This window comes from Methylonatrum kenyense (genome assembly GCF_023195885.1).
GTDB classification, from domain to species: Bacteria; Pseudomonadota; Gammaproteobacteria; order Nitrococcales; family Aquisalimonadaceae; genus Methylonatrum; species Methylonatrum kenyense.
The window spans coordinates 335912-354138 of record NZ_JALPKO010000003.1 but is presented as its reverse complement, the minus strand read 5'-3'; the positions used below and the strand labels follow the sequence as shown (position 1 = coordinate 354138).

17 protein-coding genes are annotated in these 18227 nt (G+C 62.3%); 6 read left to right on the top strand and 11 right to left on the bottom strand.

All coding sequences use genetic code 11. The features are described 5' to 3' along the window. Window positions 1-17: 17 nt before the first annotated feature. From M0534_RS05785 to M0534_RS05755, 7 genes are all read right to left on the bottom strand, one after another. A complete protein-coding gene (locus M0534_RS05785; protein WP_248567453.1) occupies window positions 18-842 on the bottom strand; it encodes an ABC transporter permease in 825 nt (274 codons plus the stop codon). After that, complete coding sequence (locus tag M0534_RS05780; RefSeq protein ID WP_248567452.1) at window positions 835-1770, bottom strand: ABC transporter ATP-binding protein; 936 nt, start codon at window positions 1768-1770, stop codon at window positions 835-837. The genes M0534_RS05785 and M0534_RS05780 overlap by 8 nt, the downstream gene beginning before the upstream one ends. Further along, complete coding sequence (locus M0534_RS05775) at window positions 1767-3071, bottom strand: nitrous oxide reductase family maturation protein NosD (RefSeq protein WP_248567451.1); 1305 nt, start codon at window positions 3069-3071, stop codon at window positions 1767-1769. Before M0534_RS05775 ends, M0534_RS05780 begins: the two co-directional genes overlap by 4 nt. A gap of 54 nt (window positions 3072-3125) precedes the next feature. After that, window positions 3126-5027 carry a TAT-dependent nitrous-oxide reductase gene (gene nosZ, locus M0534_RS05770; RefSeq protein WP_248567450.1) on the bottom strand — a complete coding sequence of 634 codons (1902 nt, stop codon included), beginning with the start codon at window positions 5025-5027 and terminating at the stop codon, window positions 3126-3128. A 46-nt stretch (window positions 5028-5073) separates the two neighbouring features. Beyond that, entirely contained in the window at window positions 5074-7224 is a 2151-nt protein-coding gene (gene nosR, locus M0534_RS05765) for a transcriptional regulator NosR (protein WP_248567449.1), read from the bottom strand. A 6-nt stretch (window positions 7225-7230) separates the two neighbouring features. Next, the gene (locus M0534_RS05760) at window positions 7231-7551 is read right to left on the bottom strand and encodes a c-type cytochrome (RefSeq protein WP_248567448.1); all 321 of its coding nucleotides are present in this window, start codon (window positions 7549-7551) and stop codon (window positions 7231-7233) included. Window positions 7552-7768: 217 nt separating this feature from the next. Next, on the bottom strand, window positions 7769-8137 hold the full coding sequence (locus M0534_RS05755; protein ID WP_248567514.1) for a YbaN family protein: 369 nt from the start codon (window positions 8135-8137) through the stop codon (window positions 7769-7771). A gap of 114 nt (window positions 8138-8251) precedes the next feature. On the opposite strand from M0534_RS05755, the gene M0534_RS05750 reads away from it, so the two are divergent. The 5 genes from M0534_RS05750 (at window position 8252) to ubiT (ending at window position 12653) form a co-directional block, all read left to right on the top strand. Further along, the gene (locus tag M0534_RS05750) at window positions 8252-9436 is read left to right on the top strand and encodes an NnrS family protein (RefSeq protein ID WP_248567447.1); all 1185 of its coding nucleotides are present in this window, start codon (window positions 8252-8254) and stop codon (window positions 9434-9436) included. Then, window positions 9433-10167, top strand: coding sequence for a Crp/Fnr family transcriptional regulator (locus M0534_RS05745; protein ID WP_248567446.1), 735 nt, complete (start codon window positions 9433-9435; stop codon window positions 10165-10167). Before M0534_RS05750 ends, M0534_RS05745 begins: the two co-directional genes overlap by 4 nt. A gap of 67 nt (window positions 10168-10234) precedes the next feature. Continuing rightward, the gene (gene ubiU, locus M0534_RS05740) at window positions 10235-11233 is read left to right on the top strand and encodes a ubiquinone anaerobic biosynthesis protein UbiU (RefSeq protein WP_248567445.1); all 999 of its coding nucleotides are present in this window, start codon (window positions 10235-10237) and stop codon (window positions 11231-11233) included. Window positions 11234-11256: 23 nt separating this feature from the next. Next, a complete protein-coding gene (locus tag M0534_RS05735) occupies window positions 11257-12177 on the top strand; it encodes a U32 family peptidase (RefSeq protein ID WP_248567444.1) in 921 nt (306 codons plus the stop codon). Then, entirely contained in the window at window positions 12174-12653 is a 480-nt protein-coding gene (gene ubiT / locus M0534_RS05730; RefSeq protein WP_248567443.1) for a ubiquinone anaerobic biosynthesis accessory factor UbiT, read from the top strand. Before M0534_RS05735 ends, ubiT begins: the two co-directional genes overlap by 4 nt. 133 nt (window positions 12654-12786) lie before the next feature. Here the strand turns inward: ubiT and M0534_RS05725 are convergent, their stop codons facing one another. Then, entirely contained in the window at window positions 12787-14820 is a 2034-nt protein-coding gene (locus tag M0534_RS05725; RefSeq protein WP_248567442.1) for a TonB-dependent receptor family protein, read from the bottom strand. Window positions 14821-15039: 219 nt separating this feature from the next. Between M0534_RS05725 and M0534_RS05720 the strand changes: the two genes are divergently transcribed. Then, window positions 15040-15723, top strand: a complete 684-nt coding sequence (locus tag M0534_RS05720; RefSeq protein ID WP_248567441.1) for a hemerythrin domain-containing protein — start codon at window positions 15040-15042, stop codon at window positions 15721-15723. 65 nt (window positions 15724-15788) lie between these two features. On the opposite strand, the gene M0534_RS05715 is transcribed toward M0534_RS05720, so the two are convergent. Genes M0534_RS05715 through M0534_RS05705 form a run of 3 tightly spaced genes read right to left on the bottom strand, consistent with a single transcriptional unit; the run spans window position 15789 to window position 18220 of the window. Continuing rightward, a complete protein-coding gene (locus M0534_RS05715; protein WP_248567440.1) occupies window positions 15789-17045 on the bottom strand; it encodes a molybdopterin molybdotransferase MoeA in 1257 nt (418 codons plus the stop codon). Then, a complete protein-coding gene (locus tag M0534_RS05710) occupies window positions 17035-17445 on the bottom strand; it encodes a hypothetical protein (protein WP_248567439.1) in 411 nt (136 codons plus the stop codon). Before M0534_RS05710 ends, M0534_RS05715 begins: the two co-directional genes overlap by 11 nt. 10 nt (window positions 17446-17455) lie before the next feature. Next, entirely contained in the window at window positions 17456-18220 is a 765-nt protein-coding gene (locus tag M0534_RS05705; RefSeq protein ID WP_248567438.1) for a peptidylprolyl isomerase, read from the bottom strand. Window positions 18221-18227 lie beyond the last annotated feature (7 nt).

Below are 18227 nucleotides of genomic sequence, written 5' to 3'. Positions count from 1 at the left end.
GCAATACGCTCCGGTGGTCAAGCCCGGCGGCGGGCGAACAGGCCCGCGGCGGCGCCAAGTGGAAGAACGATCCAGACGACGAGGATTCCGAGCAGCAGTGGGACCGGGTAGGCAGCCTCACTGAACACGCTGAGCAGACCGCTGCCGGCGGCGACTACCTCGAAGCTGGTGAGGTTAACCAACCGGAAAACGTCGGTAGGATTCAGCAGCAGCAGGCTCCGGAACAGGCCATCGTCCAGTCGGCCCTCGCTGCCAACCAGAATACCCAGCAAAACCAGATCATAAGCCAACACGAACAGGAACCAGACCAGTAGTGCCAGACCGGCTGCCCTGGCCTTCTCGCGAACCAGCACGCTGATCAGGTACGCCAGGGCCAGAAACACCCAAGCCAGTAGCGTCGCGCTGAGCATGAACACCGCGAACGGTGCGGCCATAGCGGCAGCCTGACCGGTCAGCACGGCGATCACCAGACCCGCAGAACCGAAACCAAGGCCTGTGGACAGCGCCATGATGGCCCCGTGTCCCAGAAACTTGCCGATGATCAACTCGGTGCGTCCCAGCGGGTAACTCAACAATAGCAGCAGCGTACCCTGCTCCTCCTCGCCCACAATGCTGTCATAGGCCAGCATCAACGCGATCAGCGGAACCAGCAGCACGGCCAGGCTGGCCAGACTGGCGATGGTGGTGGATACTGGACTAAGGCCGGGACTACCGGAGGCGGCGGCACCAAACCAGGCCAGTCCCACCGCCAGGGCGGCAAACGTTAGGCTGATGGAAAGCACCCAGCGATTTCGCAATCCATCCCGGAATTCCTTGCCTGCGACTACCAGAAGTTCACGCATGGCACTTCCCCTTGCCATCATGCCCCTTGCCATCGAAGTGAGCGTACAGCGCGTCGAGTCCCGGGGCCTCGATCGAGACGTCTTGCAAGCCGGGCTCGGCGAGCAAGGCGCGCAGCACCTCAAGCTTCCCGTCCGCCGGGGCAGTAAAGTGAATGCCCCCGGATGCCTCGCCATCAACACCGAGGATCAGGCCGCCCAGCCGTTGCCGCAGGGCGCCGTTGAGCGCTCCACCCCGGGCGTAAACCCGCAGGGGAAGTCCGGCCTCCCGTCGAAGACCAGTGATGGTGCCTGCGGCGAGCAGGCGTCCGGCGGAGAGGATCGCCACCCGATCCAGGTGGGGTTCCACTCCCGGCAGAACGTGTGAGCAGACAATCACGCTCGTGCCTGCTCCACGCAGGGCGTCGATCATTCCGTAGACGTCGCGTACCGCCATCGGGTCGAGACCCACGGTCGGTTCGTCCAGCAACAGCAAGCGCGGCTGGCCGAGCAATGCCTGGGCCAACCCGAGACGCTGACGCATGCCTTTTGAATAGGTGCGCACCCGCCGCCCCGCAGCTTGCCCCAGCCCCACCCGCTCCAGCAGGCGCTCTGCCTCGGCGGCTGAAACCCGCTTGAGGCGGGCGAAATAGCGCAATACTTCGCGACCGCTGAGATTGTCGTAAAAACTGACGTTTTCCGGCAGATAGCCGAGTTGTAGCCGCAGGTGACGAGCCCGGGATCCGCGCGGATCCTGACCCAGTACCGAGACATGCCCCGATCCGGGAGCCAGTACGCCGAGCACCAGCTTGATCAGCGTGGATTTGCCTGCACCGTTGTGGCCCAGCAAGCCAAGAACCTCCCCCTGGGCCAAGGCCAGATCGATTCCGTCAAGGGCGTGCACCTGGCCGAAGCGCCGGCCCACCCCTTCCAGCAACACCGCGTGGTTCATCCCGTTCCCTCCAGTGCATGGCCCGGCCGCATCAGCGGTGCGCTGTCCCGCAGTCCGGACGGCCGAAACACCGGAAACTGCTGCTGCACCCAGCGAATCAACTGCACTGCCGGACTGTTCATCAGCAGCCGCGCCATCGGATAGGTCCACAACAACCGGTCCACTGCATCATTGGGTTCATGCGGACGGTCACCGATTCCGTCGCCGCCGAGGTCCCAGCCCAGGTAATCGCTCCAGTAGTTGCCCCGCCCTTCGTGTGACCATTCCTGCGGCCGAGTAGAAACGTACATTGCCTGGGTGCGGTTATTGACAAAGCTGTTGCCGTGGATACGGTTTCCCTCGGAACCAGCAGTGAGGTGGACCCCGATCTCGCTGTTGGCAATCCGATTGTCCCGGACCTCATTAGACTGGGCGTTATAGATGAACAAGCCCTTGCCCTCCGCCCCGAGGGTCACGCCGTGCTCGGTGTTCGCGGCGCCGGCCCAACCGGTAACACCGTCAACCACGTTGTCAGCGAGTTCGCTGTAATTCACGAAATTGAGCAGGAATCCGTAGTTGCGGTCCCGCTCCGAGCGATTGCCACGCACCTCCAGATGATTCGACATCATCAGTGCAAAACCGCTGCGGGTCCGCGTCGTGCGGTTATCGATGATTCGCCCGTGATGCGAGTACATGTAGTGGATGCCGTACCGTAAATCGGAGAAGCGATTTCCACGAAACTCCACCTCGCTGCTTGTATCGATGTACACGCCGTCACGGGTGTGCCGTACCTCGTTGTCAGCGAACAGGCCGTCCTCGACGTTGAACAGCCGGATACCGTCACCCCGGTCCTGGGAACGAATCGCCTCGCTGCCGGAGATGCGATTGCCGATCACCCGAGGCCCCCGCAGATGCCAGAGCCATAATCCGAAAGCGACGTCCTCCATTACGGTGCCCTCGACGTGGAGCCGATGCGCACCGCGCTCCGCATGGATCGCGGCATTCATGGCCGTGAGATCGAAACCGGAGTTGCGCAATATCACCTCCTGGATGCTGACGTCCTCGGCCTGCACCCGGATCACATCGCCCTGGCCTCCAGCATCGATCACTGCCCCCGGTTCGCCACGCAGGGTAAGCGGTCTGTCAATAACCACTCCGCCGGCGTGAATACCCGGCCCCAATACCAGGGTGCTACCCGCCGAAGCGGCGTCGATGTGCGCCTGAAGGGGCCCCTGTTCCGGGTCGATGCCCTGACCAGCAAGTACCGGCGATCCGGCCAGGAAAACGGCCAGCAGCAGACAACGAATTGGACCTAGGTACACCGCGATTCTCCTTGAATGGAATGGGCGGCTCCGCTTCCGGAGCCGCCCCTCCGGCTACGCTTCAACCAACATGCGTCCTGCCATTTCCATATGCAGGGCGTGGCAGAACCAGCTGCAGTAGTACCAGTACACGCCCGGTTTATTCGCGACGAATGTCACCGACGAGGTCTGCTGCGGGTTGATCTCGAAGTTGATGCCGTAGTTGATGATGGAGAAGCCGTGGGTAACGTCCTCGATCCTGTCCAGGTTGGTTACCACAACGGTGACCTCGTCACCCTGCTTGACCTTGAACTCGGTCATGCCGAAGTTGGGTGCAACCGAGGTCATGTAGACGCGCACCTTGTTGCCATCGCGGACCACCTTGTTGTCCCGCTCCAGCGTCACCCCATCGCCCTTGGCCATTGCCACCGTTTCAGCAAAGTACGGATCGTCCCGTTCGTAGACCTTGATCGGATTGAGCTGATCAGCGCGCACCATGAGCGCGTCATGGGGTTCGGCATAGGTGGGACCATCATGCACCAACTCCATGCGCTCGCCGGAGATATCAATCAGCTGGTCATTCTCTGGGTGCAGCGGCCCCACCGAGAGGAACCGATCCTTCGAAAACTTGCTGAGCGAAGCCAGGTACTTGCCGTCGGCGTCGCGGCTGCAGGCCAGCGAAGCCTTCAGATGCCCGATCTGGTAATGCACATCCACCCGGTCACGGATGTAATTCACGTCGTCGCCGTTGTAGTGGCGGATGGAGTCTGCCAGGTTCCACTTCACCACCTGACTGTCCAGAAACAGGGATGTATAGGCATTGCCACGACCATCGAAGGTGGTGTGCAGCGGGCCGAGACCCACCTCCGGTTCGGCGACCACCGTCTCACGCGGATCCTCCAGCTTGCCGTCGAACCAGTCGTCAACCCGTGACCACTCCACCACTGTGCAGGTGGGCGACAGCTTGCCACTGCAGACGAAATACTTGCCGTCCGGCGGACTGGTGTTGAAACCGTGAGGACTGCGTGGCACGGGGATATAGACCGTGAATTCCGAGCCATGCCGTTCCGCGCCGCGTCCGTCCACCACCGGGACGTCAGAATCGCCGATCGTGAAGGTGTTCCCTGCGGCCACTGCCTCCTCGATCCGGGCGATATTGAAAATCACCGCCCAGTCCCGCTCCGGCCCCATCATCTCCTGCAGCGTGACACCGCGGGGCGAGTTGTAGCAGGTCGCCCCGACATATTTTCCACCGTAGTCGGTGTCGCAGTTGTCCATGTTGCCGTCAACGATCACCTGCCACTTGAGCTCCATTGTCTCGGCATCCAGGCAGGACATCAGTGTCCAATACTCGGACGGATCGTCCAGGTTGCGACCGTCGTTGGGGGTGGGGATGATCATCTCGCCAGCGGCGAATACGCGTTCGGTGGACGGCACCCGCTGCAGGGTCAAGCCATGAATGGACTGGACATTGGGAATGGTGGTGATCTTGTCCGTGCGCATGATGTCGAGCCGGATGCGCGCCACCCGTGTATTGGCCTTGTCGTTGATGAAGCACCAGCGACCGTCGTAGCGGGCGTCGGTGTAACTCACCTTGGGGTGATGCGTGTCACCGTTGAGGAAAGCTCCGCTGTCGCCCAGCACCCGCTTGCTTTCGTTGGTCTGGCCCCAGCCCGTCGCGCTGTCGTAGTTGAAAACCGGAATGCGTACCAGTTCGCGCATCGACGGCACGCCGAAGATGCGCACCTCGCCCGAATGGCCTCCGCTCCAGAAGCCGTAGTAGTCGTCAAGCTCCCCTGGCCCCACCTTGTGTGCGTTGCCGTCTGCCGAAGCGGCCAGGCTTCTGCCGCTACGCATCAGCAGCCCCGTACCAGTGGCGCCAGCGGCACCGACAATGCCGGCAGCGGCCGTGGTGCCGAGGAATCGGCGGCGTCCGGGGTTTTCCACCCGGGTGTTGTCGTCTTTGTCGTCACTCATGAGATCACCTCTACAGTGGGTAGGAACCTGACGGGACCGCACCGGCTCAAACGGCGGTTTCAGTGGGCACCCGCTTTTGCACCCGAATTACCGGGAATTGATTGCCGGAACCGGCGCCTGACGCCGTCCGGGCCGACCTTTCCCGCCGTTTGCGCTGCTTGACCATCGGCGGGCATTTCCTGTCGTTCCAGTAGGTCACCTGGCAGTCCAGGCAGTGATGGCATTCGTTTGCATTGATCCGACCGTCCGGGTGAATGGCGCGTACCTCACACTCATTGGCGCAGATCTGGCAGGGGCTGCCACAGTCATTTCTGTGGCGTTTGAGCCAGTCGAACAGACGGATTCGGGCGGGAATCGCCAGACCCGCGCCGAGGGGGCAGACGTAGCGGCAGAAGAATTTACGATTGAATGCCGAGACGACCAGCAGGCCTGCGGCATAGAGCACGAAACCCCATTCCCGCTGGAACTGCATGGTCACGGCGGTCTTGAATGGCTCGACCTCGGCGTAGACTTCGGCGGTAGACAGGCTGTGCAGGGAAACACCGAAAAGCCCAATCAAAATCAGATACTTCAAGGCCCAGAGCCGCTCATGCACCGCCCAGGGCAACTCGAACTGGGGAACTCGAAACTTGCGCGAGACTTCGTTGATCAACTCCTGGGCGGCTCCGAACGGACACAACCAGCCGCAGTAAACACCGCGTCCCCAGAGCAGCAGCGTTGCCGCAACGAAACTCCAGAGGATGAAAAGCATCGGGTCCATCAGGAAGGTGGACCACTGGAAGTCGGTGAAAATGGCGTTGGTAAAAGTGAAGATGTTCACCACCGAAAGCTGGGCCAGGGCGTACCAACCGATAAACACCACCGTGTAAATCAGAAAGCCCGTGCGCAGCCAATGCAGCAGCGTCGGTCGTCGCGCCAGCACGTCCTGAAACAGCAGAATCAGCGTCAGCACGACGAGTCCCGCACCGAGCACGACCACGTGTACGACCCTGTCCTCCCAGACCGACACCCAAAGGGGGCGGTCATCGTCCGGGAATCCTTGTTCGGGGTAGTCGAAGAAGGCCTCCGGCGGTGTGACCTCGAGGTGAAAGTTGACAAAGGCCGAGTCCAGCGCACCCACCTGCCGACGGACCAGCAACTCAACCTCCCAGGGACGACCGGGATCGAAACCGTGTTCTGCGCGGACAATGAAGATATCGCGCTCGCTGACAGTCGGGCTTCCCTCCACTTGCAGCGGCGGAGCACGTACCAGGTCGCGATCAAGGAACTGGATGGAGCGATCTTCCTGAAGCAACTGGAAGCGATCGAAAATTCCGCCACGAACGAAACCCGATCCCTTGAAGGAGTAAACGCCCGAAGCCATCAGCAGAAGTGCGTGTTCGTCTTCATCCAGACGATCCATCAGCCGCTGATAGGCGTCCTCACCCAACAGGTTTCGGCCGACAGTGGGCGGATTCAGGTGCGCGGCATATAAGTCAATGAAAGTCTCGTCTACCGACTCGGCAGCGGCCGTGTCGACGTTCTCTGCTGCCGTTCCCGAGAAGGCCTGGTCCACGTCTCCTCGCGTTAGGTGCATATGCCCCACGGCGCCGACCTCCCGCAGGCTCGACCAGTCCTTCGTCTCGAACAGTTCGTCTCGGACTGTCGCCGACCGCATGACCTGTAACGAACCGGCATCCACCAGGCCATGAGCAAGGGCAACCTCCCGTGCGCCGCGCATGATGGCCTCGGCCATCACTACAACGGTCACCGTCGCGCCGGAGACTGCATCGACGTACTCGTAACCTTCTCGCTTTCTCGGAGACAAGCCAACGCGAACCCGATCCTGGATGGAGCGGCCCAGGTACTGCTCGACGAAATCCACAAGCCTCGATTCCGGAATACCCACCAGCATGATCGGTTCGCTGTGCTCCAGCACCTGGACGCCGGTGATGCGGCCCGCCTGATCCAGCCCCACACGCATGTTCACCGGCTCGCCGGAATAGGCCGGAATCGGTGCAACATCGTTGGTTTCGAACAGCAGACCCAGGGGTTCGTCAGCCCGGTAGGCGATTGCCGCCGGCGGATCACCCCTGACCTCGCCCAGCCGATCCGCCTCCGGGAAGAACCGTTCCAATGTCGCGCCAGCGGATTCTGCTGCCGCGACAGGAACGAGCCCAAGGAGGACCAACAGCAGTGACCGGACCAATTGGCGCATGCCGGACTACTTGGCCTCCTGAGCCGCGAAGTAGGCTGCCAGATCCTCGATATCCTGGTCCGTAAGGTGGGCGGCCTGCGGCGCCATCTGGGAATCCTGGATATCACCATCCCGGTAGCCGTGGAGCAGAGCAGCAAGCTCGTCCGCATCACGACCGGCGATGCTCGGGTACATGGCCGGCATTGTGCTGTTGCCTCCCGGTCCGTGGCAGGCGATGCAGGTACTTGAGATGCCCTCGCCGCGCGAGATGTCACCTGCCGTTGCTGTGCCGGCCATGCCGAATACCAGGGTCAACATGGCGGTAAGGGCAAAGGATCTGCTGTTCATGGTGTATTGCCTCCGTGAGTGATTGCCGAACTCGGCGGACAGGGAAAGAAGCCGGCCCTGGTGGCAATGCTAGGAAGCACAGGCGAAAGCCGACTTGATCCCTGTCAAGAAGTCGCTCAAAACAAGTAAAGTTTTTACTTGTTTTGGTTCCATCGGCCCCGGATTTGGTATTCGGCAGCGTTACGACCCGCGGAGCCGTTACCGGAGACGGATTTCGCTATGCGGTGGGCCTGCTGAGAAGGAAAATGGCAACTGCCAGCAAGGCCGCAGCTTGCGCAGCCAGCGCGACCGGCGGCAACGCCAGCCACAGAGCAACCACCAGACTGAACAGCAGGGAGACAATGGCAAGGCCCTTGGCCCGCCGCGGTATCGCCCGGGATTGCTGCCAAGCCCGGATGCAGGGACCAAGGCGGGGGTGATTGACCAGCCACAGCCGCCACCGCTCCGAACCACGGGCATAAGCCCACGCCGCGAGAAGCAGAAACGGCGTCGTCGGCAAAAGCGGCACAATCACGCCGACGGCACCAACCCCGACGCAGGCCGTACCGAAAAGACACCAGCAGTAACGCGCCAGAAGGTCTCCCATCACTCTCTTACCGTGCAAAGGAATGTGCAGGCCACCGTCCGGAAGCGTGACACAGACAGGTTTACGCCATACCGCGTTTAACATGCAAGTTGTTTACATGTTATAACACCGCGTATGAACGCGCACACCAGGGCCGCGCACACGGTGGCGGCGGAACAACTGTTCTTCCCGCTGGCTGCGGCCTATTCGCTGCTGACGGTCCCGCTGACACTGCATGGCATGCTTGGCGCCGCGCCACTGCTGCCAGGCTTTGCCCATTCACTATTTCATGCGCACGAACTGCTGTTCGGCTTTGCCCTGGCGGTGGTCACCGGATATCTGGTCAACCGCATCGATTCCCGTTACCTGATGCTGCTCGCAGGCCTCTGGCTGCTGGCCCGCGGGCTGTTTCTGGTCATGCCCGGAAGCCTCCCGGCAGTGGTCGCCAATCTGTCGTTCGCCGCGGCCCTGGTGGGCCTGACCGCGCCGCCGTTTCTGCGAGCAGCAAAAAAGCCACGCAACAAAATCTTCGGTCCCTTGCTGATCGCCGTCGGACTCGCCGTCGCCGCCTTCCACCTGCTGCAGCCGCTCGGCACAGACTGGCAACGCACCGTGATGTACCAGGGAATGCTGTTGTTCGCCCTGCTGCTGGTGATCATGGGCGGGCGAATCATCGCACCGGCCGTGGCCAACGCAACCGAACGCGCCGGTGGCACCCTCCAAGCAAGGCTTCAGCCGCGTATGGAAGGTGGCTTGATACTGCTTTTGCTGGCAACCCTACTGGTCCAGTCCCTGCCCTTCGCCAGGCCGCTGGCGGGTGTGCTGCTGCTCATCGCTGCGATGCTCGCAGCCGCTCGACTCTGGCGCTGGCAACCCTGGCGTTACCGACAGCGGCCCGACCTGCTCTGCCTCCTGCTGGGGTACGCCTGGCTGGCCGCTGGAATGGCCCTGCTCGGCACCCACTGGCTGACCGCCGCACTGTCCGCCGGTGCGGCACTGCATGCGCTGACCATTGGCGGCCTTGGAACCTTGACCGCCACCGTCATGGCTCGGGTTCGCCTCAACCGCCGCAAGCGGTCACCGGCCAACCAGCCGTTGCTGCCGATAATGGTCCTGGCGCTGTCCGGCGCGGCCATGCTGCGCATCGCCCTGCCCGGATCGGTCACCGCGCTCTGGCTCTCGGCTGCGCTCTGGAGCCTTGCGTTCACGTTGCTGCTCGTCTTGCTGCTGCGTCATTCTGATCTGACCGGCCTGCTCCCGGCCTCCCTTCGCCAGCCCATTTCCGGAACTGTCGGCCCGAAAGGAAGGAGGTTGTCGTGACCGAAACAGATATCGCCGACTCCCTGTCGACCTCACCATTGTTCGCGAGCCTGCAGCCGGGCAACCGCAGGGCGATCGCCGAGCGGTGCAAGCGCCTTACTCTTAGCAGCGGAACCATTCTGTTCCACCAGGACGATCCGGCAGACCGCTTTTTCCTGGTACTCGCTGGCCTAATCAAACTCTTCCGCACCAGCCCAAGCGGGGTCGAGAAAGTAATCCACTTGATCGGTCCCGGGGAAACCTTTGCCGAGGCAGTCATGTTCATGGAGGCGCGTCAGTACCCGGTGACGGCGGAGGCGACCGCCGACTGCGAACTGATTGCCATTCCCAGCGCACCCTATCGGGAAGCGCTTCGCACCAGTCCGCAGGCCTGCTTTCGATTACTCGCCGACCTCAGTGCGCGCCTCCACCTGCGCCTTCACGACATCGATCAACTCACGTTGCAACAGGCGACTCCACGGGTTGTGCATTTCCTGCTGGCCCAGGCAAATCGGGAGCGTCCGGAAGACGCCACCATTACGCTAACGGCGCCAAAGCATGTCCTCGCGTCTCGTCTGTCGGTTACCCCGGAAACACTGTCCAGAATCCTGCATGGTCTTGCCGCCAAGGGTCTGATCCGAATCCGCGGCCGCAAAATCGAATTGCTTGAAATACACCGCCTACGGCAAGAATTTCCCGGCGGGCCGGGGCCGGCCTCTGCCCGGGCCAAACAGGCGCCCGGAGGACCTTGATCGGGGTCAAGGCCGAAACCCGCCCTTCCTAGCAGACTGTGGCGCCACCCGTCAGAGAGACGCGCCCATGGAACTGGTCTGTCCCGCAGGAAGCCTGCCCGCCCTGAGTGCGGCCGTGGATGCAGGAGCCGACACAATCTACGCGGGACTGCGTAACGCCACCAATGCCCGGCACTTCGTCGGACTGAACTTCTCCGCCGAACGCCTGGCGGAGGGTATTGCCTACGCCCATGGCCGGGGTCGTCGAGTGCTTTTGGCCATTAACACCTACCCGGGGCCGCATGGCTGGTCCCAATGGACGTCAGCGATCGACCAGGCGGCCGACCTCGGGGTGAATGGCATAATCGTCGCGGATCCAGGTGTTCTGGAGTACGCCGCCAGAACCTATCCGCGGCTGGACCGTCACCTGTCCGTCCAGGCCTCGGCAACAAGCGTCGAGGCCTTGACCTTCTACCGCGAGCAGTTCGGGATCCGGCGAGCAGTGCTGCCGCGCGTCCTGTCACTGGCCCAGGTTACGCAATTGGCAGAAAACAGCCCGGTTGAGCTGGAGGTCTTCGGATTCGGTTCGCTGTGCATCATGGCTGAAGGCCGCTGCTTTTTGTCGTCCTATGTGACCGGTGAGTCCCCCAACACCTGTGGTGCCTGCTCCCCCGCCGCCCATGTGCGCTGGGAGGAGCAGGGCAACGGAACGCTCGAAACCCGCCTGAATGGTGCCCTGATTGACCGTTTCCAGGATGGAGAACGGGCCGGTTATCCCACGCTTTGCAAGGGGCGTTTCCACGTCGGCGGCCGCATGGGTCATATTCTTGAAGAGCCCACCAGTCTGAACACCCTGGATCTGCTTCCGGAGTTGCACACCGCCGGGATCACCGCCGTGAAGCTCGAAGGACGGCAACGCAGTCCCGGTTATGTGGCCCAGGTTACCGCCGTCTGGCGTGCCGCCATCAACGCCTGCACGGACAACCCCCGTGGCTACCGGTCGGCCTGGTCGTGGCAGGAGGCACTGGCCGATTTATCCGAAGGTAGCCAGACAACCCTCGGCGCCTACCATCGTCCCTGGCAATGAGGATAGCAACCAACGGAGACCGCATGCTTGACAAGCTCAGGCTATCGCTTGGCCCCTGCCAGTACTTCTGGCCGCGTACCGAACTGGAACGCTTCTACGCCGATGTCGCGGATAGCCCGGTAGATATCGTCTACCTGGGCGAGACAGTCTGCGCCAAACGCCGTGAGTTTCGTCCTGAAGACTGGGCCGGGTTGGGGCGCGAACTGCGCGCGGCGGGTAAGGAAGTGGTGCTCTCCACGCTGACGCTGCTGGAATCACGCTCGGAAATGGGAATGTTAAGGCGGCTTTGCGAGAACGGCGAGTTCCTGGTGGAGGCCAATGACGTGGCGGCGATCCAGTTGATGCAGCAATTGGGGATTCCGTTCGTTACCGGCCCTTCGGTGAATATCTACAACGCTGCGACACTGGGCATTTATCGCCAGCTGGGCTTGCAGCGCTGGGTCATGCCTCTGGAACTCGACCGCCGGGCTTTGACCGGCATCCTCGAGGCCACCGGGCCGAACCGACCCGAGACCGAGATTTTTGCCCACGGCCGACTACCGCTGGCCTGGTCGGCTCGCTGCTTCACCGCGCGTTACCATGACCTGCCCAAGGATCACTGCGGCCTTCGCTGCATGGAGCACCCGGAAGGCCTGTCCGTGGAAACGCAGGAAGGCGACCGTTTTCTTACCATCAATGGCATCCAGACCCAATCCGGCCGCATCTGTAACCTTCTGCCCCATTGGCGCGATCTCCGGGCCGCGGGCGCCGACATCCTTCGGCTCAGCCCCCGGCCTCGTGGCACGACCGCCCTGCTGCATGCAGTAGCGAATGCCTTCGCCGGCGACGGCAAAGCACTGGCAAGCGTCGATGCCGAAACTGCGGAGACCTGCGACGGCTACTGGTTTGGCGAACCAGGTATGCATCGGCATCACGAGGTCACCATGGGAGACGCTCGGCGATGACTGCCTTGCCCACTTCCTCTCTCATGCCAACAGCCGGCCGCCTGGCGCAACTGGCCTCCCTGCTGCCCTCTCCACTACCCGCTCACCTGGTGGCCGGCGTTGCCGGGCAAGTACTGCGGGATGCTCTGGATGACGGCGATCTTGATCTGCTATGCGAACAGGTGCTCGCGGTATGCGTCCTCGACTCAGGACTTGAGTTGCGTTTCACCCAACGCCGCGGACGACTGCGCGGTCTGCCCGCGTCCGGCCCGGCGGACGTCACGATCGCGGCGACCGCGGAGGATCTGCTTTTGCTCCTGCTTCGGCGCAGCGACCCCGACTCGCTGTTCTTCCAGCGCCGATTGCGGCTTTCCGGGAATACGGAACTCGGGCTGGCGGTCAAGAATCTGCTTGACACCGTAACGGTCGACCGCCTTCCCCGACTGCTAACCGCGTTCCTTCGGGCATTGCCGGTCGGTGATTCCGACGGGCGATGACGGCACATTCCAGGCGGTCGCGCCCCCAGTGAACAGCTTTTCCGGCGAGGACGATAAGTCAAAAAAAAGCGGCACCTGAAAAGGTGCCGCAAGGGGGTCCCACGGGAGGGATGGAAGACGTTGATTGACGCCGTCAGAATCGCGCACGCACCCCGGCATAGGCGTTGCGCCCCGGGGCAGGCTCGAAAAACCGGCCACCGGCGGCATCGACGCGCACATTACTGAAGTAATCCTTGTCCAGCAGATTGTTCACGGCCACGAAGGTTTCAAGCTCGGAAACACCGAGACGCTGCACCGTCCCGACCCGGGCATTGATCAGCCCGTAGCCGGCCACCTTTTCGTTGTTGGCATTATCCGCATACACCCTACCGACCAGCAGCGTGTCGAGAATCGCATACGATCCGCCTGGTTCGCGCCAGGCCAGCTCACCGAAAAAGGCATGACGGGGCAGACCACCAAGTCGATTTCCCCGGAAATTCTCGCCCTGAGCCTCGAAGTCCCGAAACTTGAAGTCCGAATAGGTATACGCACCGGAGACACTCAGACGCGACATCAGGAAGTGTTCGAGCCCGAGCTCGACTCCGCTCCGACGGGTTCGGCCGGCGTTTTCGTACTGGTTCGGGTCAGTACCGGTGTTAACGATCTCGTCCCGCGTGCGCACCTGAAACACCGCCAGTTCATAGCGGGTTCGATCACCCAGGAATCCCTTGGCACCGAGCTCGTAGTTCACCGCGCGCTGCGAATCGAGATCCGGATTGAAACCACCGGTCAGGTTGCCGCTGTCGTCAATTCGGGCGAACTCGGTAAACGTCGGCGTCTGGTACGAGGAACCCACCGTTGCGTAGATCCGGTGCTCCGGCAGGGCCTGGAAGCTCAGTCCGGCGGAGGCACTGGCCTCGTCGAAGGTTTCACTGCCCGAGACGTCCGGTCCATCGCCCCGATCATCGATCCGCAAGCGAACCCGATCCAGCCTGGAGGCAAGTGTCAGGTCCAGCCGTTCGGTCAGTCCGAGTTCGCCCTGGGCAAACGCCCCTGCCGCCGTGGCCTTCTGCCGTTCGTCCTGTACCTGGTTACCGGAAAAGGTGTTGAAACGGTACCGATCATCCCGTTGCTCATCCACCTCACCACCGATGATGTAGCGCAGCGGCATCCCGGCAATCGAAAGGCGGTTGGAGTAATCGATCCCAATGCCGTAAAAGTCGCGTTCGAAACCCACCAGGCTGTCGCCCGGAAAAGGCAGCTGCTGCTCGAAGTCCCGTGTGGTGTAAAAAACCCGGGTCTGCAGTGTTCCGCCGCCGAGATCGGTGTCCCGGTATGTCAGACCGAGGCGCCGTTGCTGGATGGTCTGACCGGCATCCAGATTGACCGCGTTCGGAGCGGCGGCGCGACGATTGCCGCGGACCTCTTCACGAGTGACGCCGCCCGGATCCTCGCCCAAAGGCTGGTTATACGCGGTAAATACCGTGGTCAGGCTCCGCGTCGAGGTGACGTCGTAGCGCAGCTTGCCATTGAACATCTGCTTGCGGGTCTCGCTCTGCTCACGAAATCCATCGTGGGCCAGTTCCCAGGCACTGTAGTGGTAATTCAGCCCCCCTCCCTGACCACCACCTCGGATCCCGTAGCGTCGGAAGTCGTCGGCCCCGGCCGTGCCCCGAAGCTCGACATACCGTTGTTCGGGCCCCTCCATTGTCCTGATGTCGAGCACCCCCCCGGTTGCGTTACCGTAGAGCGCCGAAGACGGACCCCGAATCACCTCGATCCGGTCAACCGACTCCAGGTCGATAGCGTCCACCTGCGATTGCCCGTCCGGCAGGGTCTCCGGAATACCATCCACGAGAATACGAATGCCACGAATCCCGAACGGTGCCCGCGCGCCAAAACCCCGGATCGAGACCCGCAGGTTCTGCGCGAAATTGTATCGGTTCTGCATGAAGACACCCGGCACGCGGTTCAAGGACTCGTCGAGTTGCAGGGCCTGCCGGCCATCCTGAATGTCCTCCGGCTCCACCAGGCTGACCGCCTGCGCGGTCTCGGTGATGTCACGCTCCACCCGAGGTGAGGTCACCGTGATCGGGTCCAGGCGAACCGATTCTGCGAGGGCTACTCCACTGCTGCCGATACCCGTGCCTAGCAGTACTGCCCCGAACACCTGGCCCAACCTTTCCATGACAGCCCTCCAGTAAGATCCGATCAATCCTCTGCGCGGGGGGCCTTCCGGTGAACCGGGGGACCGCCCGACAAACGCGGGAGAAAGAATCCCAGCCGAACGGGTGCCGCACCTTGATCCAGATCAATCAAAACAAATGACATTTATTTTATATACTTGTTTTGGATGTCGATTGCCTTCCTTTGGCGTGCATCCCCGTCTGCAAGGAGACCAGGAACCATGCAACATCATCATGAACCTTCCGTACTGCGCCACTGCACGCTGCACCGCATTAGTGCGACCATGCCGGGGGCAACGTCAATCCTGAGGGATTTCGGCCTGAGCATCTGGCGTGACAGCAATCTCACCCTGGCCCAAGCCGCCGCCAACCAGCAGGCCGATGTTCAGGCACTTGAGAGCCGACTTTCAGCGATACTGCCCTTTCATGCCGTGGATATTCCGGAGCACCCTGGCAAACTGATCCAGCACATCATCACGCGCTATCACGACGTGCACCGGTACGAATTGCCGCGCCTGATCCGGCTGGCCGAGCGCGTCGAGGAGGCACACCGCAACCATCCGCAGTGCCCAAGGGGTTTGTCCACTGCTCTGGAAACGCTGGCCGCGGATCTGGATACGCACATGCGCAAGGAAGAGCAGGTACTTTTTCGCATGATGCAGCAACAGCCCCTGGCAAGCTTGGCGGACCCGCTCGCGTGCATGCGTGAAGATCACGACGATCATCATGAACTGCTGCAGGAGCTTGAAACCCTGACTGGCGGGTTGAAGGTGCCCGAAGACGCTTGCGGTTCCTGGCGCCTCCTGTATCAGGGGCTGGCGAAGTTCATGGACGACCTCATCGTGCATACGCACCTGGAGGACACCATCCTGTTTCCCCACTTCGAGGGCACCAACGAACATTAGCAACCCGGGGACACAAATGCGGTGATGGGCCAAGCCCTTGACGCGACAGTTCGGCCGCCGGGATATCAACCGTCGATGTCCGGATAGTAAAGCGCGGACACGCTATCCCCGGGAGATATTGCGGTTTCCGGTGGAATGCGTACCAGTGCATTCGCCCAGGTCGTCGATCGCATGACACCGGATCCCTGGTTGGAAAAAAGCGTGGCCAGGAGCCGGTGCCCATCCACGTCCAGTCGACCGCGCAGATAACGGCTTCGGCTCTCCGCATGGAGATTGAAGTCCGCGGTTGCAGGCAGATGCCCTGGCAACGGCTCCGCCAACCCCTGGGCCTTGAGGATGAATGGCCGCGCGAACAGACAGAACGTCACGAACAGGGATACCGGGTTGCCCGGCAGGCCAAAGAACGGTGTTCCCCCGATTTGCCCCATCGCCACCGGTTTTCCTGGGCGTAATGCGACACGCCAGAAGTCCACGCTGCCGAGCCGCTGGACCGCCTCGCGAACATGGTCCTCGTCTCCCACCGAGACACCACCACTGGTGATGACCAGATCGGAATGTGCAGCTGCCTCGCGCAGGGCCTCCATGGTTTCCGAAAGGGTATCAGCGACGATTCGGCAATCCCGCGTCTCGCAGCCGAGCGCCTGCAGCAACCCGGCCAGCGCAAAACCGTTGGAATTGTAGATTTTCCCGGGTGGCAGTGGTTTGCCGGGCTCGACCAGTTCATCACCGGTGACCAGTATGGCCACCCGCAGTCGCGGCCGAACCGCGATGGCAGCGTAGCCAGCGGACGCCGCCAGGGCGAGGTGCTGGGGTCGCAACCGCGTGCCGGCGGCCAGCACCAGGTCATCGCGCTGGAGATCCTCGCCTGCGCGCCGAATGTTGCTGCCTGCATGAAGATCCGTCGGTAGCTGGACCGAATCGCCATCGCGCCTGCAGAGTTCCTGGACCACCACCGTGTCCGCACCATCGGGTACTGGAGCGCCGGTGAAAATCCGCGCCGCAGTACCCGCTGCCAGTTTTCCCGGTGCCGTCCCTGCGGGAATCACGGCACTGACCGGCAGGATCCGCCCCCCTGCCATGGCATCCTCGGCGCGGATTGCATACCCGTCCATCGCCGAATTATCCGTCGGGGGCACCGCGACACGGGCCGCCAGCCCCTCGGCCGCCACCCGCCCGAGTGCTTCCCCCAACGGCACGGTCACGGCTTCTGGACTGGCTCGAGCGGCCGCAAGAATCAGTTCCTGGGCCTGTTCCACCGACAACATGGACGTCCCGCCATGGCCGGCACTGGCGCGCGCGGCTTCATTCACCCTATGCGACATTTCGACTGAGCCGCACCGGGCAACCGGCGCGGTCGAACACCGCGTAGCGATCAAGCCCCGTTCCGGACATCACGGATTCGACCATTTGCTTGATGTAGGGACCGGCCTGCTCGCTGGTAAGCGGTTGCCCGGGATTGCCCTGCAGAACGGACATCAATAACAGATCCCATTGATGCCCGAGACCATCGGCCTCCTCAGCCAGCGCGTCCAACCGAAGATTCTCCGTAATCTCAAGATCCGTGGCCATCACCGGCGTCAAGGTGCCTCGCCCCTGAATCGCCTCTTCCGTCATATCCGCCTCGGCATCCTCCTCGGCCCGAAGCAGAACCACCAACAGCCGTTGCGGGCAAGTCTCGCGCAGTGCGGCATCCCGAAGATCGTCAAAGGACTCGATTTCCATCGGCTACTCCCTACTGCACCAGCAGCGAACCGGCCTGTTCCAGGTCGACACCCCGAATCTCCGCGGCACCGGCCAATAATCGGATGTACTGGCTCAAGGCACGCCGGCGTGACTGCTCTTCCAGATAGGCGGCAACCCGCTCCTTCACCGCATCAAAGGGAAGCAGTTCGCCGGGCACCCGCTGCAGGATTTCCACCACATGGAAGCCATAGCGAGTCTTGATCGGTGTTGCCGCCAGCCCCTTGGGGAGACGGTGCACGGCGTCCTCGAACTCCGGTACCGTCTCGCCTCGGGTAATCTGCCCCAGATGCCCACCCTCTTCCGCGGAAGGACAACGGGAGTGGGTTCTGGCCAACTCAGGGAAAACTCCGGGCTCCTCCGTCAGCCGCTGGATCAGGGCTTCGGCGGTCTGGCGGGCCTCCTCCCGCGCCGGGAGGTCATCAGGCGGAGCCGCCAGCAGGATGTGCCGGACCTCGCTCATGTCCGGGCTGCGAAACTGGCCGGGATTGGCCAGGTACCAGCGGCGACAAGTTTCCTCATCGGCACCCGGCACCGACACCTCGCGCTCCAGCAGGGTATCGATGGCCGCATCCTCGTCGTCATCAATGGGCAAATCGAGTTCGCTGGCACGCTGCCGCAACAACTCTCGCACGGCCAGGGCCATGGCGGCGCGGCGCAGTGCATAGCGGGGATCGCCGCCCGGCTCCTGGTGATAGGCCGATTCCACATTGATGGCTTTGCTGCTGATGGTGACGTCGTTGACCTGAATGCTCATTTTCAAC

Excerpts from the sequence above, each read along its gene's own strand:
- M0534_RS05755 (WP_248567514.1), bottom strand. The coding sequence starts at position 8,137 with ATGGGAGACCTTCTGGCGCGTTACTGCTGGTGTCTTTTCGGTACGGCC.
- ubiU (WP_248567445.1), top strand. The coding sequence starts at position 10,235 with ATGGAACTGGTCTGTCCCGCAGGAAGCCTGCCCGCCCTGAGTGCGGCC.
- nosZ (WP_248567450.1), bottom strand. The coding sequence starts at position 5,027 with ATGAGTGACGACAAAGACGACAACACCCGGGTGGAAAACCCCGGACGC.
- nosR (WP_248567449.1), bottom strand. The coding sequence starts at position 7,224 with ATGCGCCAATTGGTCCGGTCACTGCTGTTGGTCCTCCTTGGGCTCGTT.
- ubiT (WP_248567443.1), top strand. The coding sequence starts at position 12,174 with ATGACTGCCTTGCCCACTTCCTCTCTCATGCCAACAGCCGGCCGCCTG.
- M0534_RS05720 (WP_248567441.1), top strand. The coding sequence starts at position 15,040 with ATGCAACATCATCATGAACCTTCCGTACTGCGCCACTGCACGCTGCAC.
- M0534_RS05760 (WP_248567448.1), bottom strand. The coding sequence starts at position 7,551 with ATGAACAGCAGATCCTTTGCCCTTACCGCCATGTTGACCCTGGTATTC.
- M0534_RS05710 (WP_248567439.1), bottom strand. The coding sequence starts at position 17,445 with ATGGAAATCGAGTCCTTTGACGATCTTCGGGATGCCGCACTGCGCGAG.
- M0534_RS05705 (WP_248567438.1), bottom strand. The coding sequence starts at position 18,220 with ATGAGCATTCAGGTCAACGACGTCACCATCAGCAGCAAAGCCATCAAT.
- M0534_RS05750 (WP_248567447.1), top strand. The coding sequence starts at position 8,252 with ATGAACGCGCACACCAGGGCCGCGCACACGGTGGCGGCGGAACAACTG.
- M0534_RS05715 (WP_248567440.1), bottom strand. The coding sequence starts at position 17,045 with ATGTCGCATAGGGTGAATGAAGCCGCGCGCGCCAGTGCCGGCCATGGC.
- M0534_RS05785 (WP_248567453.1), bottom strand. The coding sequence starts at position 842 with ATGCGTGAACTTCTGGTAGTCGCAGGCAAGGAATTCCGGGATGGATTG.
- M0534_RS05780 (WP_248567452.1), bottom strand. The coding sequence starts at position 1,770 with ATGAACCACGCGGTGTTGCTGGAAGGGGTGGGCCGGCGCTTCGGCCAG.
- M0534_RS05725 (WP_248567442.1), bottom strand. The coding sequence starts at position 14,820 with ATGGAAAGGTTGGGCCAGGTGTTCGGGGCAGTACTGCTAGGCACGGGT.
- M0534_RS05735 (WP_248567444.1), top strand. The coding sequence starts at position 11,257 with ATGCTTGACAAGCTCAGGCTATCGCTTGGCCCCTGCCAGTACTTCTGG.